17 protein-coding genes are annotated in these 20,318 nt (G+C 53.0%); 5 read left to right on the top strand and 12 right to left on the bottom strand.

Features of this window, described 5'->3' with window-relative positions; all coding sequences use genetic code 11:
• Positions 1–6: 6 nt before the first annotated feature.
• Genes Q9L42_RS03330 through Q9L42_RS03320 form a run of 3 tightly spaced genes read right to left on the bottom strand, consistent with a single transcriptional unit; the run spans position 7 to position 3,827 of the window.
• Positions 7–1,962, bottom strand: coding sequence for a transglutaminase TgpA family protein (locus Q9L42_RS03330; protein WP_305909842.1), 1,956 nt, complete (start codon positions 1,960–1,962; stop codon positions 7–9).
• A 12-nt stretch (positions 1,963–1,974) separates the two neighbouring features.
• Positions 1,975–2,925, bottom strand: coding sequence for a DUF58 domain-containing protein (locus tag Q9L42_RS03325; protein WP_305909843.1), 951 nt, complete (start codon positions 2,923–2,925; stop codon positions 1,975–1,977).
• Complete coding sequence (locus Q9L42_RS03320) at positions 2,922–3,827, bottom strand: AAA family ATPase (RefSeq protein WP_305909844.1); 906 nt, start codon at positions 3,825–3,827, stop codon at positions 2,922–2,924. The genes Q9L42_RS03325 and Q9L42_RS03320 overlap by 4 nt, the downstream gene beginning before the upstream one ends.
• Positions 3,828–4,623: 796 nt before the next feature.
• Here Q9L42_RS03320 and Q9L42_RS03315 point away from each other — a divergent pair.
• Positions 4,624–4,965 carry a TraR/DksA family transcriptional regulator gene (locus Q9L42_RS03315; protein ID WP_349431882.1) on the top strand — a complete coding sequence of 114 codons (342 nt, stop codon included), beginning with the start codon at positions 4,624–4,626 and terminating at the stop codon, positions 4,963–4,965.
• On the opposite strand, the gene Q9L42_RS21425 is transcribed toward Q9L42_RS03315, so the two are convergent.
• Positions 4,889–5,155: a DUF7230 family protein gene (locus tag Q9L42_RS21425; protein WP_305909846.1), complete on the bottom strand. Its 267-nt coding sequence runs from the start codon at positions 5,153–5,155 to the stop codon at positions 4,889–4,891. The two genes, Q9L42_RS03315 and Q9L42_RS21425, sit on opposite strands and share 77 nt — an antisense overlap.
• Positions 5,156–5,210: 55 nt before the next feature.
• Here Q9L42_RS21425 and mnmG point away from each other — a divergent pair, with 55 nt between their 5' ends.
• The 4 genes from mnmG to Q9L42_RS03295 are packed head-to-tail and all read left to right on the top strand — an operon-like array spanning position 5,211 to position 9,349.
• Positions 5,211–7,079, top strand: coding sequence for a tRNA uridine-5-carboxymethylaminomethyl(34) synthesis enzyme MnmG (mnmG, locus tag Q9L42_RS03310; RefSeq protein ID WP_305910304.1), 1,869 nt, complete (start codon positions 5,211–5,213; stop codon positions 7,077–7,079).
• Positions 7,079–7,708 carry a 16S rRNA (guanine(527)-N(7))-methyltransferase RsmG gene (rsmG, locus tag Q9L42_RS03305; RefSeq protein ID WP_305909847.1) on the top strand — a complete coding sequence of 210 codons (630 nt, stop codon included), beginning with the start codon at positions 7,079–7,081 and terminating at the stop codon, positions 7,706–7,708. Before mnmG ends, rsmG begins: the two co-directional genes overlap by 1 nt.
• Positions 7,701–8,471: a ParA family protein gene (locus Q9L42_RS03300; RefSeq protein WP_305909848.1), complete on the top strand. Its 771-nt coding sequence runs from the start codon at positions 7,701–7,703 to the stop codon at positions 8,469–8,471. Before rsmG ends, Q9L42_RS03300 begins: the two co-directional genes overlap by 8 nt.
• 8 nt (positions 8,472–8,479) lie before the next feature.
• Entirely contained in the window at positions 8,480–9,349 is an 870-nt protein-coding gene (locus Q9L42_RS03295; RefSeq protein WP_305909849.1) for a ParB/RepB/Spo0J family partition protein, read from the top strand.
• A gap of 161 nt (positions 9,350–9,510) precedes the next feature.
• Here Q9L42_RS03295 and Q9L42_RS03290 read toward each other — a convergent pair whose 3' ends face one another.
• The 8 genes from Q9L42_RS03290 to nadC form a co-directional block, all read right to left on the bottom strand.
• Positions 9,511–9,840 carry an exosortase system-associated protein, TIGR04073 family gene (locus tag Q9L42_RS03290; protein WP_305909850.1) on the bottom strand — a complete coding sequence of 110 codons (330 nt, stop codon included), beginning with the start codon at positions 9,838–9,840 and terminating at the stop codon, positions 9,511–9,513.
• Between the two features lie 715 nt (positions 9,841–10,555).
• Complete coding sequence (locus tag Q9L42_RS03285) at positions 10,556–12,535, bottom strand: mechanosensitive ion channel domain-containing protein (RefSeq protein ID WP_349431881.1); 1,980 nt, start codon at positions 12,533–12,535, stop codon at positions 10,556–10,558.
• A 29-nt stretch (positions 12,536–12,564) separates the two neighbouring features.
• On the bottom strand, positions 12,565–12,978 hold the full coding sequence (locus Q9L42_RS03280) for a hypothetical protein (protein WP_349431880.1): 414 nt from the start codon (positions 12,976–12,978) through the stop codon (positions 12,565–12,567).
• Between the two features lie 79 nt (positions 12,979–13,057).
• Entirely contained in the window at positions 13,058–14,044 is a 987-nt protein-coding gene (gene glk, locus Q9L42_RS03275; RefSeq protein ID WP_305909854.1) for a glucokinase, read from the bottom strand.
• Positions 14,041–17,259: a glycoside hydrolase family 15 protein gene (locus Q9L42_RS03270; protein WP_305909855.1), complete on the bottom strand. Its 3,219-nt coding sequence runs from the start codon at positions 17,257–17,259 to the stop codon at positions 14,041–14,043. Before Q9L42_RS03270 ends, glk begins: the two co-directional genes overlap by 4 nt.
• A gap of 782 nt (positions 17,260–18,041) precedes the next feature.
• Positions 18,042–18,794, bottom strand: a complete 753-nt coding sequence (locus Q9L42_RS03265; protein WP_305909857.1) for a DUF5765 domain-containing protein — start codon at positions 18,792–18,794, stop codon at positions 18,042–18,044.
• 168 nt (positions 18,795–18,962) lie between these two features.
• Positions 18,963–19,457, bottom strand: a complete 495-nt coding sequence (locus Q9L42_RS03260; RefSeq protein ID WP_305909858.1) for a flavin reductase family protein — start codon at positions 19,455–19,457, stop codon at positions 18,963–18,965.
• Positions 19,450–20,289, bottom strand: a complete 840-nt coding sequence (gene nadC / locus Q9L42_RS03255) for a carboxylating nicotinate-nucleotide diphosphorylase (protein ID WP_305909859.1) — start codon at positions 20,287–20,289, stop codon at positions 19,450–19,452. The genes Q9L42_RS03260 and nadC overlap by 8 nt, the downstream gene beginning before the upstream one ends.
• Positions 20,290–20,318: the final 29 nt, after the last annotated feature.

Raw genomic sequence — 20,318 nt, 5'->3', positions numbered from 1 at the left:
CGAATTTTAACGGCTAGAAACTTTAAAACGCCTGACCTGTTGTTTTAACTGCAACAGGTCCTCGTCACTGCCGTCTGGCTGGTAACGCAGCTTGATAAGCAGCGCGGTAATACGATTGATCCGCTCAGCGAGTTCCGGACGTTGCTTTTCGACTCGTCGAGCAAAACTTAGCGGGCCTTCGCCGGTGCTAATGCGGATACCGGTTTGTTTGGCCAATCTGGCGCAGAATCGTCGGTATAACGCCATGGCCGGATCGGTTTTTACCTGTTTTCGCCTTAATACCAGCCAGGCGAGCAGCGACGAGACCGCGGCAAAACTGGCGACTAGCCAATAGGCGATTTTTGTCAGATTGTCGATCCCCAGCGAGGCCAGAAAGCTGGATTGATTGACGCCGTTATAGTTGATCACCCAACGCTGCCAGCTGTAATCGATACTGTTCCATAGTTGTCGGCCGCGTTTCAGCCAGTCCAGCGCGGCACTAGCTTCATCCGGGGTAAAATTCACCGCGCCGCTGGCGATTTGCAGGTCGATGTTGACATCCTGCTCCACGCGTTGCGGAGCGATGGCGGTAGTCGGATCATAGCGGACCCAGCCCTGGCCTTGCAGCCATACTTCGGCCCATGCATGGGCGTTGGCCTGTCTGACCTCGATAAAACCGCCGACCTCGTTCAATTCTCCGCCCTGGTAGCCGCCGACAACCCTTGCCGGAATGCCCGCTATCCGCATCAGGTAGACAAAGGCGGTCGCATAATGGCTGCAAAAGCCATAACGGTTTTCAAACAAAAAGCTTTCTATCGGATTTTCTTCCATTAAATCGGGCATCAACGTGTAATGGAAGTCTTCGTTGCGAAAATGCCCCAGCAATTGTCTGATAAAGACTTCCGGTTCCGCATCGAAACCTTGCAATCGCTGGACCAACTGCTTCATTCTGGCCGAGGGCTCGTCCGGTAGTTGCAAATTGTCTTTCAGTTCGGTTTTGGTCAGGTAGCCGGTGTTGTAATCTGGAAAGGAGGTCACCTGATATTCGGCGCGATCTTGGGGGTCGCGGCGACTAATCAGCTGATAAAATGCATTTCTGCGCAAGCCATCGCCGTATTCGGCGGCCATATCCAACGCATACACCCAAGGCTGGTCATGCGGTTCCATCATCAAGGTATATTGGTAAGCCTTGCCGTGGTAACGCGGTTGATCCATGTAGCGTTTGAAATAACGGTTCTTGCTTTCTCGCCAGCGCTTGCCGTCGGTATAGGAAAACACCGGGCCGCGCCAGTAACGTTGTTTCGGCGGAGGGAGGTCGCCGTTGAATTTCACCCGGAAGGCCAGTTCGTCCGACAGCCCAAGACGGCTGATCGAACCAGGCTCCAGGGTGTCGCTGAGACCGCTTCTGGCCTGATGTTTATCGTCAAACAACATCCAGCGCGGCGCCTCGACCCGGGGAAACAAGATGAAAAGCACCGCGGCCAGGGGTAAGGCTTGGGCGATGATTTGCGCCGCTGTCCTTAAGGCGGCCAAGGTCTGCGCTTGTCGGCTGTTGATCGCGACCAGTGTGGCCAACAGCACGCAGCAGACGAGCAGGGTATAGCCGGCCATCAGAATGCTTTGTTGATAAAGAAACTGCGAGCTGGCGACGATGAAGGCCAGGTAAGTAATCAGATAAATATCGCGCGGGGAACGGATTTCCAATAACTTAAGGCCCAGTGCGGTGATAAACAAGGCGGTGCCGGCATCCCGGCCCAGTACGCCTTGATGTTGGCCGTACAACAGGCCTATGCCGGCGATAGTCAGTAAAAACACCAGTTTCGGTTTCGGCAACCAGGTGGGTTTCCAGATCCCGGCGAAGCGCCAAGTCAACAACAGCGAAAAAAATGCGAATAATGGCGCCGGAATATGATTAATATGCGGCAGGGCAATCAGGCCTATCGAGACCAGCAGAAAGATCAGGATGCGCTTGTCCAATGCCATGATGTTGATATCCTAAAACAATGCCAGGGTTTCCAGGCATTTCGTATAGTGTTGCCTACCGTGGCTGGGCGCGGTTCGGGTTCCCGGCAATATCAAGCCATAGCGGATTCCCGCCTGTTCGGCATCGACGACCCAGCGACACAATTGGCTCAGACGCTGTTCAAGGTCGTGTCCCGGCGTTGCCTGGTAATCCAGCCAGCATTCGGTGGTCGCTGCGCCGGCGTATTCCTTGCTGAACAGACCTTGACCCTTGGCGAACGCTTTCCAATGGATTTGGCGTATCGGGTCACCGCCTTGATAGCTTTTGATGCCATAAAAGTCATCGCCATCCTTGGGGCCTCGGTCCTGTTCACCGCTTAAGCCGCCCGTTTCCGGAAACGGCAGTTCAGCATTGGCCGGGTGCGGATAGACCAAAGCCTGCAAATTAAAGCGCAGCGGGGACCAGGCGCGGAATAGCCCTAACGGATAACAGCTGGAGACGGTGACGGTATCGCAGGCTAGCCAGCCCCGTTTATGAGCCGCGGCATATAGGGTGACGGTCGTTTGCTCATGGTCGGCCAAGCTTATGTTCTGCTGCGATTGCATCGATAATTGCAGATTAATGCGTGACTGCTGAACAGGATTACTGATATGCAGCGTGAATCCGGCCGCTTCGCCGGCAAAGGCGGCATGACTGTGGCCCGCTTGGATCACCAGGCCAGCCAGCGACTTATAGCTGTGTAATATGGTCACGAAGAACACGCTGGCCAGCAGGAAAGCCAGCAGATAAGCCAGGTTATTGTTATAGACGAAGGCGATCAACAATAACAACGCAATCAACAGGACAAAACCCATGCCCCGCAGGGTCGGCAGAATGAAGATCCGGCGGTGGTTCAGGGTCAAAGGACGGTCGATCGGTTTTTCACCGCTCATGAAACGACTGCGCTGGAATCGTTCCGTTAAGCTTAACGCTGTTTCGCTCAAGGAATCGCCACCTGATTCAGTATGGGCGCGACGATCGCGTCGGAATCGGTGCTGCCGGAACGAATACGGTGGCCGGCGACGGCGGCCAGCACCGCTTGTACGTCCTCCGGAATCACCGCATTGCGTTGATCCATGAAAGCCCAGGCCTTGGCCGCAGTCAGCAGCGCCAAGCCAGCCCTAGGGGACAGGCCGCAATGATATTCACCGGACTGGCGGGTGAAGGCAATGATGGCTTGCAGATAATCGAGCAACGCCGGAGACACGTGGACTTCGCCGACAGCCTGCTGCATTTGGCTCAATTGTTCCGGCGGTAATTTAACCTCCAGCGAATCGATCAAATCATAGCGCCGTCGACCGGTCAGCAGTTCCCGTTCGGCTTGTTGATTAGGGTAACCCAGTTCGATACGCATCAAAAAACGATCCAGTTGCGATTCCGGTAGCGGAAAGGTGCCGATTTGATGAGACGGGTTTTGTGTGGCGACGACGAAAAAAGGCTGAGGCAGTGGATAGGTTTCGCCTTCCACGGTAACTTGATGTTCCTCCATCGCTTCCAGCAATGCGCTTTGGGCTTTCGGAGTGGAACGGTTGATTTCGTCGGCCAGAATCATTTGCTTGAAGATCGGACCGGGATGGAATGTGAAGCGGTGGTTTTCCGCGTCGAATACCGAGGAACCGATGATGTCGGCCGGTAAAATATCGCTGGTGAACTGAATGCGTTGATAGTTAAGGCCGAACAGTTGCGCCAGGGTATGGGAGAGAGTCGTTTTGCCGACGCCGGGAATGTCTTCTATCAGTAGATGACCCTTCGCCAGCAGACAACACACCGCCAGTCGGATTTGTTGCTGTTTGCCGAGGATGATTTGGTTGGCCGAGTCGAGCAGTTGATTGAGAGAATTGTCCATAATCGGGAAGCGTGATTTCCGTTAACTGAAAATTTTATGACGGTCAGGCGTTAAAATAACGATGATTAGTCGGTTAAAACCCAGTATAGTTCAATCTATTGATATGTTAACGAAGACGTAGCGATTCCAGCAATTCCCATCAGTTTGAGTATTTTTGCGGTGTTTAGGGCATGGGGTGTGTCTGTCGAGGAGCGCCGTTCACCCAGCACCTAAATTATGCTGGAATGTAAAATATAGTCCAGTAGCCATGGAATTTAGGTGCTGGGTAAACCCATCCCTGGGGGCTTGACGGCAGCATCCTTGCTGCCGACATCCTCGCCAAACACACCCCATGCCCTTTTTGAACGCCAAAGTGGGAATTGCTGTAGCGATTCGGTGTCTTTCAAGGCAGCAGGTCATTGATTTCGGCGCGAAAAGAGCCATTCGGCCCGAGGGCGGGCCTCCTACGGGCAGACTTTGGCGGAGCAAGCGCACCTTGTTTTGATGCGCTTCACGCTGTTCGACACATCCGAAGGCAAGGCTACATTGGCATGCAACCGTCGGGTGGTTCGCCGATAGACAATGCGCCTGGAAACCACAATGACCAATTTTGCCTCCGGTGGCGGTTTTTGGCGGCTTGCTTCGCGAAGCCGCCCTACGTTGGCGGTCAGAGCAAAAATCCGCTTGTTGCAGACAGCCCGATAAATCAATAACCTAATCCCTCTGATAAAAGTACGCTGAATAATTACACGATGACAAACCATAAAAACCGAGACATTATTGATCGAGGTTGTTAACGAGAAGGCAGGTAACGGTTTTGGCAGAATACAACGACGTACGCAGTAATTTAATCGAAATGCTGGAAGATCTCGACGAGCGGTTGAAAAAAATTACCGATGACGTAAAACATACCGATAAGCCGCTGGACCAGGATTTTTCCGAACAGGCCGTGGAAACGGAAAATGACCAGGTGTTGGATGCGCTGGGCAATGCGGCCCGGGAGGAAATAGCACAGGTGAAACAGGCTATTTCACGAATAGACAGCGGAACTTACGGCATTTGTCTGATTTGCGGTAGCCCGATTAAAAAAGCGCGCCTGAAGGCCATGCCCTATTCCAGCCGATGTATGCATTGCGCCCAAGAGGGGGATAAGCAATAAGGCGGGAACCTTTTCCGATAAAGTCCGCCGACTTGATTGGAAAAGGCTCCCGGCCTTTATGTTTGGCTTGGCGTTGATATTTGCTTTTATCTTTGAAAACCCTCGCCTTATTGAAGCGGTGAGCATATTTCGCCACCGGGTTTCGTTGCTCGGCTATCTGCAAGCCGTTTGATTTCTTACGTTTTTTCATGATTTTTTCGCCGTAAACTATTAAGATACACGTTTTATCAGACCATAGTTTGACTGTGAAATTCCAGAAAATTTTTGATGTAATCGTTGTCGGTGGCGGCCACGCCGGTACCGAAGCGGCTCTTGCCGCGGCACGATGCGGCGCGCAGACTTTATTATTGACCCAGAATATTGAAACTCTCGGACAGATGAGTTGCAATCCGGCGATCGGCGGTATCGGCAAGGGACACCTGGTCAAGGAAATCGACGCGCTGGGCGGCGTGATGGCTAGCGCGATAGACCAAGCCGGCATTCAGTTCCGCATTCTCAATGCCAGCAAGGGACCCGCGGTCCGCGCAACGCGCGCTCAGGCTGATCGCAACCTGTATAAACAGGCGGTCAGAAGTACGCTGGAAAACCAGCCTAATCTGGCCTTGTTTCAACAGACCGTCGCCGACTTGATCGTAGAATCAGGCGAGGCGGTTGGCGTTAAAACCCAGATGGGCTTGGAATTTTATGCTCGCGCAGTGGTGTTGACCACCGGCACCTTCCTGGGCGGCAAGATTCATATCGGTTTGCAGAATTACAGTGGCGGCAGGGCCGGCGATGCGGCGTCGATTGCGCTGGCGGAAAGGCTAAGAGAATTGCCGTTCCGAGTCGATCGCTTGAAGACCGGCACGCCGCCGCGTATAGACGGCAGAACCATCGATTACAGCAAGCTGCAGGTGCAACATGGCGATGATCCTGTGCCGGTATTCTCGTTTCTGGGCAAACGGGAAGATCATCCGCGCCAAATTCCCTGTTACATCACCCGCACAAACAGCGAGACACATGACATCATACGTTCCGGCTTGGATCGTTCGCCGATGTATACCGGCGTCATCGAAGGGGTTGGGCCGCGCTATTGTCCGTCGATCGAAGACAAGGTGATGCGCTTCGCAGAGCGCGATTCTCATCAGATCTTTGTCGAACCGGAAGGCCTGAACACCAATGAGATCTATCCGAACGGCATTTCCACCAGTCTGCCGTTCGAGGTGCAGTATCAATTTGTCCGCTCGATGCTCGGTTTCGAACAGGCCGAGATCATCCGCCCCGGTTATGCGATCGAATATGACTTTTTCGATCCGCGCGATCTGAAATCGTCATTGGAAACGAAACACATGGACGGTCTGTTTTTTGCCGGTCAGATCAACGGCACCACCGGCTATGAGGAAGCGGCGGCGCAAGGTTTGATCGCCGGCCTGAATGCGGCGCGCCGAGTGCTGGGACTGGAAAGCTGGTGTCCTGCGCGCGACGAGGCCTATATCGGCGTGATGATCGACGATCTCATCACCCGCGGCACGCAGGAGCCCTATCGCATGTTCACCAGCCGGGCGGAATATCGGCTGTTGCTTAGAGAGGATAATGCCGATCTGCGTTTGACCGAGAAAGGGCGTGAATTAGGCTTGGTCGACGAGCAGCGCTGGCGGACTTTCAGCGAGAAACGCGAGGCCATCGCCCGCTTGCAAGGCGAACTGGCGAAAAAATGGATCAGGGCCGGCAGCGAACAGGCCGCGCAGGCGGAACAATACTGGGGCAAAAAATTGCAGAAGGAGGCCAGTTTAATGGAATTATTGCGTCGCCCCGAAGTGGATGTCGGCCGCCTGCTCGGTTTCGCAGAGGCCGGAGACGTACCGGAACAGGTGGCCGAGCAGGTGGCGATTCAGGCCAAATATGCCGGTTATATCGACCGTCAGCAAACCGAGATCAACAGAACCCGGCGTTACGATCATCTGCCCCTGCCGGATGATGTCGATTACCGCAATGTTTCGGGATTGTCCAACGAAGTCAGCGAAAAGCTGCGTCAGCAAAGACCGGAGACGCTGGGTCAGGCCTCGCGAATTCCCGGCGTGACTCCGGCCGCGATTTCGCTGCTATTGGTTCATTTGAAGAAGAAAAGCGCCTGATGGATAAATGTCGGCATATACTGCGGCAGGGGCTGCAGCAATTGGCGTTGCCGGTCGATGAGGAGAAAATCGATCGGCTGCTGGCATTCATAAAACTGATCGGCAAATGGAATAAAGCTTATAATTTGACTGCTGTCCGCGACGAGCGGGAAATGGCGACGTTGCACATTCTGGACAGCTTGGCCATCCTCCCCTATGTGCAAGGAAGCAGGGTCGCCGATATCGGCACTGGCGCAGGTTTGCCGGGAATTCCACTGGCGATTTTTTTGCCGCAGGTGGAATTTACGCTGGTGGATTCCAATTCCAAGAAAACGCGTTTCGTACAGCAGGCGATTTTGGAACTGAAACTGAAAAATGTCACGGTAAAACACAGTCGGGTCGAGCAATTCACCCCGTCCGAACGTTTTTCCACCGTGATTATGCGGGCCTTCGCCAGCCTGGAAACTATCATCAATCTGACCCGTCATTTATTGGCCGAAGAGGCTGTGTTATTGGCGATGAAAGGTCAGAATCCTGAGCAGGAATTAATGCAACTAACCGAAAAATATACAGTAATACCGATCGATGTGCCGGGAATAGCGGCGGAAAGGTGTCTGGTGCGAATAGAGAGGCAAAGCAAGCATGGCTAAGATAATTGCCGTTACCAATCAAAAGGGTGGGGTCGGGAAAACGACCACCAGTGTCAATCTGGCGGCATCACTGGCCGCGGCCAAGCGCAAAGTCTTGTTGATCGACATGGACCCACAAGGCAATGCGGCGATGGGCTGCGGCGTCGTCAAAGAAGAAAGCAAATATTCCAGCTGTGAATTGCTGTTGGAAGAAGTGCCGGTGGCGGAAACGATTATCCATAACCAGGAAATCGGCTTCGATATCATTCCCGGCAATGGCGACTTGACTGCGGCGGAAGTGCAGCTGATGGATGCGCCTCATCGCGAACGCCGCCTGGCCGACGCCTTGTTACAGGTTAAAAACAACTACGACTATATTCTGATCGATTGTCCACCTTCCTTGAACATGTTGACCCTGAACGCGATGGTGGCCGCCAACAGCGTATTGATACCGATGCAGTGTGAATATTACGCCTTGGAAGGTTTGTCGGCGCTGATGGCGACGCTGAAAAATATTCGCGAAGCGGTCAATCCGGGTCTGCATCTGGAAGGCATCTTGCGCACGATGTTCGACAACCGCAGTCGTCTGACCAAAGACGTTTCCGATCAGCTGATGGAATACTTTGGCGACAAGGTGTTTAGAACCTGCGTACCGCGCAATATCCGTCTCGCCGAGGCGCCCAGCCATGGAGTGCCTGTGCTGATGTATGATAAGGCTTCGCGCGGCGCAGTCGCTTATATTGCGCTGGCCGGTGAAATGATCAGAAAAGAAAAACAGAGTTAAAGAACGATATGGCCGTAAAAAAACGAGGTTTAGGGCGCGGTTTGGATGCTTTGTTGGGTGAGGTAGCGCCGCCTGCCGGCGAGACGGAACAGAAAAAGCGGCATGATACGCAGACCCTGCCGATCGAACTCTTGCAGCGTGGTAAATATCAGCCGCGCAAGGACATGGACCCGGAAAAACTCAAGGAATTGTCCGATTCCATCGCCGCGCAGGGCATTATTCAACCGATTATCGTGCGTCATCTGGCAGACGAAAAATATGAAATCATCGCCGGCGAACGACGCTGGCGCGCGGCGCAGTTGGCCGAGTTACATGAAGTGCCGGTGATCGTTAAGGATATTGACGACCAATCGGTGATGGCGATCGCGCTGATTGAAAATATCCAGCGGGAAGATCTGAATCCGTTGGAGGAATCGGAAGCCTTGCAAAGGCTGCTGGATGAATTCGGCTTGACTCATCAGCAGATTGCATCCGCGGTCGGTAAATCCAGGGCGACGGTCTCCAATTTGCTCAGATTGTTGGATTTACATGCCGAGGTCAAAAATTTGATGGCCAAGGGCCTGCTGGAAATGGGTCACGCCAGGGCGATGCTCAGTCTGGAGGAAAAACAACAGATCGATGTCGCCTATAAGACGGTAAAACAAGGTCTGTCGGTGCGCGCCGTGGAAAAGCTGGTCAAGGAGTTGCAGCGGGAAGACGATGGCAAGAAAGCGGAGAAGCCGAGAAAAGATCCCGATACTCTCAGGTTGCAGGAAGAATTGAGCGCGAAAACCGGCGCCAAGGTCGAAATCAATCATCAACAGAGCGGCAAAGGCAAGCTGGTGATCAGCTACACCAGCCTGGAAGAACTGGAAGGGATCGTCGGTAAAATCAGCTGAAACCACCTTAAAGGAAATGACTCGCCGGCGTAATCGACGCAAGCCGAATTACGCCGGAGATGGGTTTCCGCCGATGCTGCGCATGGCGTATCAACAAACGACCTCTTTCGGCGCACCCTAATAAAATGGGGTCCTGCAAATTGAAAGTGTTGTTGGCGGGTTTAATCGAAATAATCCCAAGGATACTCGGGCCTTAGTATCGGCTGAAATCCCGCCGGCATCGGAAATGGCGCGCTGACAAATTCATAAACGCCGACTAGTTCCCGGGTGACGGTCATGCCTAAGCCTATGGCGAGCCCAATCGGGACCCCGACAGCGCCTTGCGCCCTGGTTTCGGCGATAATGTTGCCGGGGATTTCGAGAAAACCGCAGGTCATTGCGGCCAGTCCCCTACCGAGTTTTCGAGCGGAAGTTTGTGCTTCTGCGTTTGCAGAGATCGATAATGTGAGGACGGTGATCGCGACAGCGATGTATTGATGCTTTTTGTTCATTTGACCTCCTTCGGGTCTCGGTAGGTAAATAATCCAAACAAAATGGGTAACTATTCAGTATCTTTCAGGGGGTTAGGGAGTAGGTCATTGATTTCCCAGCACCTAAATAAACGACGATTATAAATCATTGCCAATAGTCTATGGTATTTAGGTGCTGGGTGAATACTTCCATGGCAGCTAACAGCATCCTGCTTCACGCGGCACTTGCACTTCCCTGTGCGGCGTAAGCTCTGACTGCAACGTCCTGTTGCAGACAGCCCGATAAATCAATAACCTACTCCCTCTGATAAAAATACGCTGAATAATTACCAAAATGGTAACTACTCACCCCCATTCGTAGGGTGGATGCGCCCTTCAGGCTTATCCACCCGGTGGGGCCATCCGACGGTTGCAATATAACGCGTAGGGCGGCTTCGCGAAGCAAGCCGCCAAAAACCGCCACCGGGGCAAAATTAGCCGTTGTGCGTACCAGGCGGATTACCTGGCGGCGAATCCACATGCCCTGCCGCGTTCGATAAGTGGGGCGAGCAGTTACACAAAATGTATCTATGCTGCAGTAATTATTCACTTAAGGCAGAGTAGATTTTGATTTCTAACGCATAAGCTCCCGGAAGGCTTTCCTTGGCGTTAGATGTTGTCTTCGAGTCTACACGGCCGCGATCGTTCCTACATTCCTACAATGGTTGCGTCTTGCCACTGACGCTCATGGGTCCAATCACTGCAAGTTTTCCTGGCTGGGCAGGTTCTGCAGGTAAAGCGATTGGGTCGGATAGGCGAATTGGATGCCGGCGGCTTGAAAACGCGTGAAGATCTCCAGGTTGATTGCTTGTTGGATATCCATGTAGAGGTTGTAATCGGGATCCAACACGTAATAGACGATTTCGAAGAGCAGGGCGAAATCGTCATAAGCGCTGAAATGGGCGCGATCGAAACGAGTGGGCTGTTGCGCCTCGATGATTTCCCGGATCATGGCGGGGATTTGTTGCAGTTTTTCCGGCGGGGTTTGGTAAACCACGCCGATTTTAAAGGTGACGCGGCGTTCGTTCATGCGCTTGTAATTGCGTATACGGGTGTTGAGCAGGTCGCCGTTGGCGCAAATGATCTGTTCCCCGCTCAGGCTGCGGATGCGGGTGGTTTTGATGCCGATGTGTTCGACACTGCCGAGGAAATCGTCGAAGATGATGAAATCGCCGACGACAAAGGGTTTGTCCAACACGATCGAGAAGGACGAGAACAGGTCGCCGAGTATGCGCTGCAAGGCCAGCGCGATAGCGACGCCGCCGATGCCCAGACCGGCGACCAACGCGGTGACATCGATGCCGAAGTTCTGCAGGATCAGCAATAAGGCGATCGACCAGACTATCACTTGGCTGGAAAAGTTGAAAATCGATAAGGCGCTCATGCTGGCGCCGTCGCCTTTGGTGCGACGAGCGAGAATGCGAAACACCCAGGCGCTGACGAAACTGCTGGCCCATACGGCGACTTGAAACACGGTAGCCACTTTCGTCAAATTGCTGATCGTGGTTTGGGTGGCAGTCGTCAGCGTCAGCAACTGGGAGGCGGCGAAGACGGCGAGCATCAAGAAGAAAAAACTGTTCGCGCGTTGGATGACGGACAAAAAGGCGTTGATCAATGAAGCCTTGCTCGGCTTTTCCAGGCGTTTCAGCCTGAGAATCAGAATCCAGCGGAGAAAATACAGCAGCAGGAAGGTGGTTAGAGCCGTGGCGAAGGCGTAACACCAATCCAGCACCATGTTTTGATAGATCTGGTAATTTAACGCCAACTCGACCCATTCACGCAGGGATCGCTGAGACGTGCGGATATTGATTTCATCGATCAGTTTATTATGCAGTCGGCGACTGTTTTCCAGGGCGTTATGCAAGGCCTGTAACGAGGCGAGAATTTGCTTTACTGCATCGCGTTGTTGTTCGATTCCACGGCTTGTCTGGCCGTCATCGATCTTGTTCAGCAGTGTGATTTGACGGCTTTGCCAGTCGGCAAGCCAAAGTTTCAGGGCGGCCTGTTCCTGGTCAATTTCGGTCAATTTTTGCTTCGCTTGGCTGCGCCATTTTGGCAGCATCGCTTGATTGACAGCCTGATTGAACACATCGTAACGCCGTTGCCAGACTTGCTTCGAATCGTTGAGCAACTCGATGCGGCGGCTGTCGTTGTCTATTTGGGTCTTTAACGCCTCGTATTGCAGTTGCAGGGCGTCGCTGTCCGCTTCAAGGCTGGGGTCGGTGTGTAATTTTTTTCTGCTCTGTTCCAGCAGGGTTTTGACCGTGCTCAGCTGGCTTTTTGCACGCGCCACCTGACGATTCAACGCAAATTGTTCCTTGTCGATGCGCCGCAATTGCTCTTTTAGTTCGTCGGCGCCAAAGGCTGCATGGGTCTGGAGAAACTTGACCTGGCTGCGCAACAAGTCCAGATGAAGCTGGTGAACGGATTTCGCCAGTTGTTCGTTATCCAGTTCAAGCTGGCGTAGTCTTTGGTTTTGTTCCGCCAACGTCAATTGCCAACGCGCCTTTTCCAAGGCGAGCTCCGGTTGTTTCGATTCAGTATCTGCCTGGGCCTGTTCGGCCGCTAGTTCGGAAACCGTTTCTTGTCGTTGTTGCAGCGCTTCGTCAGCCGTCTTCAAGGCTTCTTCGGCTAGTTCGATTCCAGCCGCCAAAGCCGCGTCCCGGCGTGATTCCACATTCAGCTCCTCGCGGGCTTGGTCCAGTTCTATGAAGGAAAAGGGTTGCTTGGGCGCCGTCGATTTTTCCAGCTTGGTTCTTGATATTGTTGTTTTTTGCTAGTCAGTGAATGGTGTCGCTCTAGCGCGATGAGCTGTTGATCATAGCTGGCATTGAGCCGTGCGAGAGTCGTCAGTATCGTTTGCAGTTGTTGGGCTGCATCGCTGCGTTGTTCGTTTTTGGCGACCGACAGGCGGCGGGCAAACGAATCGTTTTGCTTGGTCAAAGCGGCTTGCCGCTGTTTGATCTCGGCCAGCCGTTGCTGGACAGCGGGTTCTTTGCTTGGTTGAGGAGAAGACGGGGAGGGCGGCTCGATAGCGCGGATAGATGCAGATGCTAGCAGCAGTCCGCAAAAGAACAGAAGGTCAAAATAGCGCCTATGATTACTGAAATTTCTGCACATGCTTGCTACCTCCTCCATTATCGGTGGATAGACGGAATGTTCCGCACGCAATCGACGGTTTTCACAGGTTACGCTACGATCAATCTGAAAAGTAATGAGCCGCGCCGATCAAGGCGGTATTTGGGTTCAGAGACAGTTTGACCGATAGGCCGCTGAGCAAGGTTTGGAAGCGACCTTTGTCGCTGAAGGCGCGCAGGAAGTCGCCGTTCTCCAACACGGGACGGATTTTAGGCGCGATGCCGCCGCCGATATAAACGCCGCCGGTCGCCAGACATTTCAGCGCCAAGTTGCCGGCTTCGGCGCCGTATAATTCGACAAACAGGCGCAGCGCTTCCGCGCAACCCCGATCCTCGACGTTAAGGCCCAGACGCGAGATGATGGCGTTCCGGTCATCGCTTAAGGCGTTGACGGAGTTAGCCGCCGGCACTGCCGGGCAGGCCGGCGCATAGTTTATGTCAACGAGGAAATCATAGAGATGACCGAAACCGGCGCCGGAAAGCACGCGTTCCCAGCTCACATGACCGTTAAACTGTTTGCGTAGATAACTCAGTAAGAGATCCTGCTGCTGGGTTTGAGGCGCGAAATCGCAGTGGCCGCCTTCGGTCGCCATCGGGTGATGGCGTTGTCCGTCCCAGTACAGTATCGCTTCGCCCAGACCGGTGCCGGCGGCGATCACGGCAATATTGCCTTGTTGGCGTTGGGCGCTGGGGTTAAGTTCGACCAGGTCTTCGGACGGAATATTCAACATGCCAATCGCCGTCGCTTCGAGGTCGTTCAACAGTTTGACGCGGTTGCAGCGAAGTTTGATGGACAGCTCCGCGGCATCGATAAGCCAGGGCAGATTGGTGATTTGGCAGCGTTGTTCGACGATCGGTCCGGCGATGCCGAAACAGGCGGCGTTGAGCGTTGTATCGGCGGGGATAAAAACCGACAAGATGTCATGGAAATGGGGATATTCGGCGCTGAAATAGGTCTGCTCGAATTCGCATTGCAATTCCCCTTGATTATTGCGGCCGTATAACGCCAACACGGTCTTAGTGCCGCCAATGTCGCCAGCGAGTATCATATGCACACTCCCGGGGTTTCGTTGTCGTTATCCAGCAGATAATTCAATGCGTCGATGATCGCATTTGCAACCTCGTTGGGCGGCAGCTGATAAAATTCCTGCCACGAAAAGGCATGATCCTGTTCGTATTGGTGCGCGCGGTCCGGATGTTTTTGCAGCCAACTGATGCGCACGGCATGATTGATCAGCGTATCGGTCATTAAGGTGTCATCGACATAGAGTTCGGGATCGTCCTTGAAGATCAATGCCAGCGCCTGCAAGGCTTCAACGGTCAATTGTCGATAATCGGGCGACTGAATCTTATCCAGTCGGTGATTAATCAACAATTCGAAACTTTGTTCCTCGGCGGTCATCTGCGCCAGTATATCTTCGCTGTCGAGCAGGCGTTTGCTGTTCAGTTTATCATCGATAACCAACCCCTTACAGTGCTGCAGAATCTCCCAGACGGCGGCGAAGAAGGCAGCCGGTTCTCTTCCGACGCTGCCGAGTTGTTCGCGCCACTCATGCCAGTCCTCGGCGCTGCCGCGATCTTTAGGATTGAGCTGTTCGGAAAAACGGGCGCTGCCCAGATGTTTGTATCGTCCCTCGTAACGAAGCGTTTCCGCCTGATTCAATTCGCTTTCCGAGTTTTGGTAATCGGCCAGCGTCTCTTTGACCAATTGGGCCAGTTGATGAGGCGGCAGCGCCAACAGCGTGTTAAAGGCTACATCCATTTCGCAATCCAGTTTGCGCCGTTGTCGGGCGACAATCAGCTGCATGATATGACCGACCCGCACCGTATGCATATCGGTAAACAATTCCGGATGGGACTTGATCAGAATGCCCAGATAGATGATGAGTTCTTGGATGATAATATGGATGGCGACATCATTGTTGTTGTAAGTGCGTATCGTCGACAGAATTTCCTGGGCATTGGGCGGCCGTTTAAAGGTCGCTCGGTTGCTGTATTCGCGGCCGACGCTCAAGCGCTTCAGGCGCACCAGTATTTCGGCGGCGGCCTGTTCCAGGTCGACATCATATTTACCCAATAAGCCGGCGCTGCGCCGAACCAGCGTCCATTCATGCAAGTCGCCGGCCCGGGCGTAAACCTCTTCGAGCAAATCGCGTAGCCGACAAGGCCGCTGGTCGAAGACGCTTAAAATGACGGCGTGATCCGGGCCATGGCGCGAGTTTAGTAGTGCTAAGATCTCCAGTTGGGCATAGAGATTGGCGTTGCTCGTCAACTGTCCGAGCAAGAAATCGTCGTCCGACTTTTCCCAACGGCTCAAGGTTTCGGCATCGACGGCTATGTTCGCATCCGCGCAAGCCGTCAATAAGCGTCGACCGGGACGCTCGGCTTCTTGCCAGCTGGGCTCGGAAAAACGAAAATCATGCAGATGGTCGATTTGCTCATGGCTGGCGGTGGGGATGAATTCGGCCAGGCGTCCCAGTTGCACCGGTACGCCGAGGATCGAGCCTTGTTGCAATTCCGCCATGAATTCCAGCAATACTCGATAGCCTTCGTTATCCAGCATATTATGTTTGATCACCATGACCACCAGAGGACGGCCGGGACGGTCCCAGTGTTGATAAATATAGGCCAACTCGTGACGCAGGCGTTCAACCAGCAAACGGTTGTCCAAAGCCAGATAAAAGCCGCGTTGGTTCATGAACTGAGGCAAGAAGAGGATGCGATTATTGGCTAGTTTATAGAGCAAGGCCGTGCCCAGAGCGCGAACCTGTCGATTGGGTCTGCCGCTTAATCCGAGACGTTTGTTGCGGCCAACCTGGGTGTAGGCGGCGGCCAATTCACCGGATTCTCTGATCTGGATGGGAGCGATTTCGGCGAAAGTTTGGGTGACGATACCGAATTCATCCAATTGGTTTTGCACCGCCGCATCCTGGGCCAGCAGGGTGAGTTGGATTTTACGACTGCGGCTGCGGCCGATGGATTGGCGGCGTCCTAGCGGGTCGATGTCGCCGATTTCCAGCAAACCGTCCTGGATCATCGCGCCTAAGGTATATAGGCTTTGCGCCCAGACCAGCGGTATATTTTCATTGGGGACGCGCGGCTGGCTGCCGGGATCATTGCGTTCCGCCTCGATCTTGTCCGCCGGAACCCTGTAGAGTTCCGGCAATAACTGGCGACCGTCCCGATTAACGCGCAACTGGTCCAGCTTGCCGCGATAGACGTCTGCTTCGGCCTTCTGGCCGGTGAACAACTTATTGAGCAGTAAATAACAAAAAAACAACGGCCATTCGCATTCGATATCCATGAATTGTTTCAATTCATGCGGTTCATAATACAGCCTATGACTGTCTTCAATCGCAGTCTGGTGTCCATCGAGCAGGAAGCGTTTGCAACCATACTGACCCTGCAGTTTTTCACAAACTCGTTGTTCGGTTCTCTGTAATAAATCCAGGTCTTCAACGGCGAAAGCCGGATACCCGATGACGCCGAGCAGCGCGGAATCCACCTCCTTGGACATCGATTCACGCGGCAGCAGCGATTCCAGCGTGATGCGGGAACGGGCAATTTCATCGCTGATCACATGGATGACCGAGGCTTGACCGCCATTCGCACCGAACAGGTTGAATCCGGACATCGCCTCCAGAGCCGCCTTGGCCATGCCCACCGAACTGGCGTTCAATTCGGCGATGCCGTGATTGCTTTTATTGCCGCGTTCCCAGATGCCGTAATCGGGGGTCCGGTAGGCGCGGGAAATATAATGCACCAGGTTTTGGACGAAATTGACTTCATCGAGGGTGAAGATGATTTTCAGACCGGAGGCGATCATCTGAGCCAGCATCAGTAAAAAAAGCGAAGTCGCATCGAGTTGCAAATGCCCCCATTCATGGTCGCCGACGACGATAGTGCCGCTATGCGTGTCATATTTGGCATGCAAGGCATCCAGCGGGTCCTGGCTGTATTTAAAGCGCTCGACCTTGGCGGCTTGGCGCATCATCGCGGTTAATAGGCCTCGCATCAATTTAACGACGCTTTGCTCCAGGGTATAGGTGCGCCCATCGGTTTCGTCGATGCGGCGATAGGCCAGCGCCAATCCCCAGGCGGCAAGGATGCTATAGACATTATCGCGGACCCAGGCGTCGGTGTAGTTGCCATGGACGTTAACGGCGGTGCTGGCGGGCAGCAGGCCGCTAACCGGGTCTTGCCGGTCCAGAATGATTTCCTGCACCTCTCTGTAATAACTGTCGAGTTTTTGAATGAGGATCATTTCAGACTGCGGCCTAACTATCGTTAATGGGTTCATCTTAGTAGCTGTTCGCGTTTCCTGATTCATCAATGAGTAGGTCTTTAATGAAACTTGAAGGGCGACTCAGCTTATTGCCATAAATCTTCGCTAAGTGGATATGTTCCCATATCCGTCGAATATTCACAGCATTTTTAATGCCATGGCTACTGGACTATATTTTACATCCCAGGATAATAATTTAGGTGCTGGGTGAAGCGCATCAAAAACCGGTGCGCTTCCTATCGTCAGCACACCCTACCGCATCGTAGGGCGGCTTCGCGAAGCAAGCCGCCAAAAACCGCCACCGGAGGCGAAATTGGCCGTTGTGCATATCCAGTCGGATTGCCTGGCGGCGAATCCACCCTACGGTGGTCAACCGACGATTACGACGCCAACGTAGCTAACGTAGGGCGGCTTCGCGAATATATGCTCCATACCCGTCAATATCGTTAACATAACGAAAAATGTAATTATTCAGCGTATTTTTATCAGAGGGAGTAGGCTATTGATTTATCGGGCTGTCTGCAACAGGACGTTGCAGTCAGAGCTTACATGGAAGTATTCACGCGTCCCGAGAAATCAATGGTCTACTCCCTAAATCCTGAAAGATACTGAATAGTTACCGAAAAATAAGACCGCTCGGTAAATATTGGCGCCCCAATCGGGCCAATATGCACCATTGTTGAGCGATTTTTTATGCTGAGCATGACCCGGATATGGTGTGGTCAATATCCGGGATAATGTTCAAACCACGACGTTTCGGTTTACAAGCTGTCGGCAACTTGTCGGCGATAATATGGCCATTTTTTAACATGAAGATGTTTTCTGATCGGTGTTTTGATCACCGAGACGCACAAGGCGATCGAAAACAGGCACCAGACCGCCGCATATTCGTTCGGATCGTTGGTGGTGAGATCGGAAATCAACGGACCAATCAAATAATGAAAACCGACGAAGCGCCATGAACCGTATATAATCGGCATGTAGAAAGCCACCAGGATATAGGCAAAGGCGTGCAGTCCCCAATCAAAACCGGGCAGCCAGCTGACCGGAGAAGATAATAACCCATTGAGGGGAAGTTGCCAGGCAATATGCCAGTCGCCGGATACGGAACAGGTTTGCGCACCGCAGAAGCCTTCCAAACCCGCATTGCAGCTTCCGGCCCAGTCGAATGGGAACATCTTGACCAGTATCGCCAAAGAGCCGATGGCGCAGATGGTATAGACGGTCGTTCTTATTTTGAGTTTGACGCTTTCCGGAATGAAATACATCGCCACCATGTTGACGAAAAATGGCTGGAAAGCAATATGAATATAACCAAACAGGGTTAGGACCTGATTGTTGGGATTATCACAGAGATCGATATAGGCATACGTTGCCGCCTGTAGCAATTCCATTAAGGCAAAATAAGTTAGGGGAATCCACAGTTCCTTAGACTCCCCCTTATAAGCGACATAAGCCGCTGTACTTAACCCGGCGACGGCAAGAACGCCCGACGCTTCGCCACTCCAACACATTGCAAACCTCCTCTTAATTATTATTCTAGTTATATTTGCTCACAACATTAATAAGAGGAAGGTATTATATTATTAGTAAAATTTTCTTTCTAATACATGTAATTGGATTGCTTGACTGACTCAGCGGGAGAGTTAGGGTTTCCGCGTCGGCGCGAGGTGAACTGGATTTTAGTCTGCCGAGTCTGCGTATATTTCGCTGCTGCCATCCATGTCGCCGGTGTCGTTATAGAGCAGCAATGGGCCGTTGTTCAATAAGGCCGCATCTACGACTTCACAGACGGCTAATTTATGATCTCCGGCGTCGGCATAATGGCTGACTCGGCAATCGAAATAAGCAAGGCTTTCCGACAGTACCGGAGCGCCGGTTTCCGCCTGATGCCAGCGAAAACCGGCCATCTTGTCTTTAAGACCGGAGGCGCCGAAGTGCTCGGCGATCGCATACTGATGTTTTCCCAGCACATTGACGCTGCAAATGCCGCCTTCTTGTAACAATTGCCACGAATAATGCTCCGGGTTGATGCTGATGCAAAGCAGCAACGGATCGAAAGACGCCTGCATGACCCAGGCGGCGGTGAAGGCGTTTTGTTTTGTCCCGTTGTTGACGCCGATGACATAGACGCCGAGGGTAATTTGTCTGACTAATTGGTCGATGTGGTCAATCATCACTCATATCCAGCTTGATACGCATCGATAAATCGATCGCGATAATGTTTTTGGTTAACGCGCCGATGGAAATATAATTGACGCCGGTTTCTGCTACCTTGCGTATGCAATCCAGGTCGATGTTGCCGGACGCCTCCAGTTCGACGGCGCCGGCATTGAGGGCGACTGCGGCGCGCATGTCTTCAAGGGAAAAATTATCCAGCATGATGCGATCGGGTTTTTCCGCGATGGCCTGTTTAAATTCAGCCATATTTTCCACTTCCACTTCGACCATCAAATCGTAACGATTTCGGGCGGTTTTTATCGCCTGGGCAATCGAGCCGGCGGCGATGATATGGTTTTCCTTGATCAGCACCGCATCATATAAGCCGATGCGATGATTGAAACAGCCGCCGCAACGAACTGCGTATTTTTGCGCCATGCGCAGGCCCGGCAGGGTTTTGCGGGTATCCAACACCTTGCAGCCGGTGCCGGCGACGGCGTCGGCATAGGTCCTGGCCACGGTCGCCGTCGCCGACAGCGTCTGTAGCAGGTTCAGGGCCGTTCTTTCGCCGCTCAATAAGGCCCGCGCCGGCCCCTGCAAACGACATAACTCGGTATCTTTGTCGACGACTTGTCCTTCATCCGCCAGCCATTCGATCGTGATGGCCGAATCGAGACGATGAAAGATCGCATCGAACCAAGCCCGTCCGCACAGAACGGTCTTTTCACGGCTAAGCACCGTTGCTGTGGCCAGCGTGGTTTCCGGGATGATGCCGGCGGTGACATCGCCGCTGCCGATATCCTCGGCGAGGTAAGCGTTTATTTCTTCAGTAGTAGGTTGTGAAAGCATAAATATCTCGAATGAACGATGTTAACAAG

This window comes from Methylomarinum sp. Ch1-1 (assembly GCF_030717995.2).
Classification (GTDB): domain Bacteria; phylum Pseudomonadota; class Gammaproteobacteria; order Methylococcales; family Methylomonadaceae; genus Methylomarinum; species Methylomarinum roseum.
The sequence above is the reverse complement of the archived record's forward strand: the minus strand, read 5'-3'. Positions and strand labels throughout refer to the sequence as shown.

What these genes read in the sequence shown, in the direction of transcription:
- Q9L42_RS03330 (WP_305909842.1), bottom strand. Translation starts at nt 1,962, where the DNA reads ATGGCATTGGACAAGCGCATCCTGATCTTTCTGCTGGTCTCGATAGGC.
- Q9L42_RS03320 (WP_305909844.1), bottom strand. Translation starts at nt 3,827, where the DNA reads ATGGACAATTCTCTCAATCAACTGCTCGACTCGGCCAACCAAATCATC.
- Q9L42_RS21425 (WP_305909846.1), bottom strand. Translation starts at nt 5,155, where the DNA reads ATGAAAAAACGTAAGAAATCAAACGGCTTGCAGATAGCCGAGCAACGA.
- rsmG (WP_305909847.1), top strand. Translation starts at nt 7,079, where the DNA reads ATGGATAAATGTCGGCATATACTGCGGCAGGGGCTGCAGCAATTGGCG.
- Q9L42_RS03300 (WP_305909848.1), top strand. Translation starts at nt 7,701, where the DNA reads ATGGCTAAGATAATTGCCGTTACCAATCAAAAGGGTGGGGTCGGGAAA.
- Q9L42_RS03295 (WP_305909849.1), top strand. Translation starts at nt 8,480, where the DNA reads ATGGCCGTAAAAAAACGAGGTTTAGGGCGCGGTTTGGATGCTTTGTTG.
- Q9L42_RS03290 (WP_305909850.1), bottom strand. Translation starts at nt 9,840, where the DNA reads ATGAACAAAAAGCATCAATACATCGCTGTCGCGATCACCGTCCTCACA.
- Q9L42_RS03280 (WP_349431880.1), bottom strand. Translation starts at nt 12,978, where the DNA reads ATGTGCAGAAATTTCAGTAATCATAGGCGCTATTTTGACCTTCTGTTC.
- glk (WP_305909854.1), bottom strand. Translation starts at nt 14,044, where the DNA reads ATGATACTCGCTGGCGACATTGGCGGCACTAAGACCGTGTTGGCGTTA.
- Q9L42_RS03270 (WP_305909855.1), bottom strand. Translation starts at nt 17,259, where the DNA reads ATGATCCTCATTCAAAAACTCGACAGTTATTACAGAGAGGTGCAGGAA.
- Q9L42_RS03265 (WP_305909857.1), bottom strand. Translation starts at nt 18,794, where the DNA reads ATGTGTTGGAGTGGCGAAGCGTCGGGCGTTCTTGCCGTCGCCGGGTTA.
- Q9L42_RS03260 (WP_305909858.1), bottom strand. Translation starts at nt 19,457, where the DNA reads ATGATTGACCACATCGACCAATTAGTCAGACAAATTACCCTCGGCGTC.
- nadC (WP_305909859.1), bottom strand. Translation starts at nt 20,289, where the DNA reads ATGCTTTCACAACCTACTACTGAAGAAATAAACGCTTACCTCGCCGAG.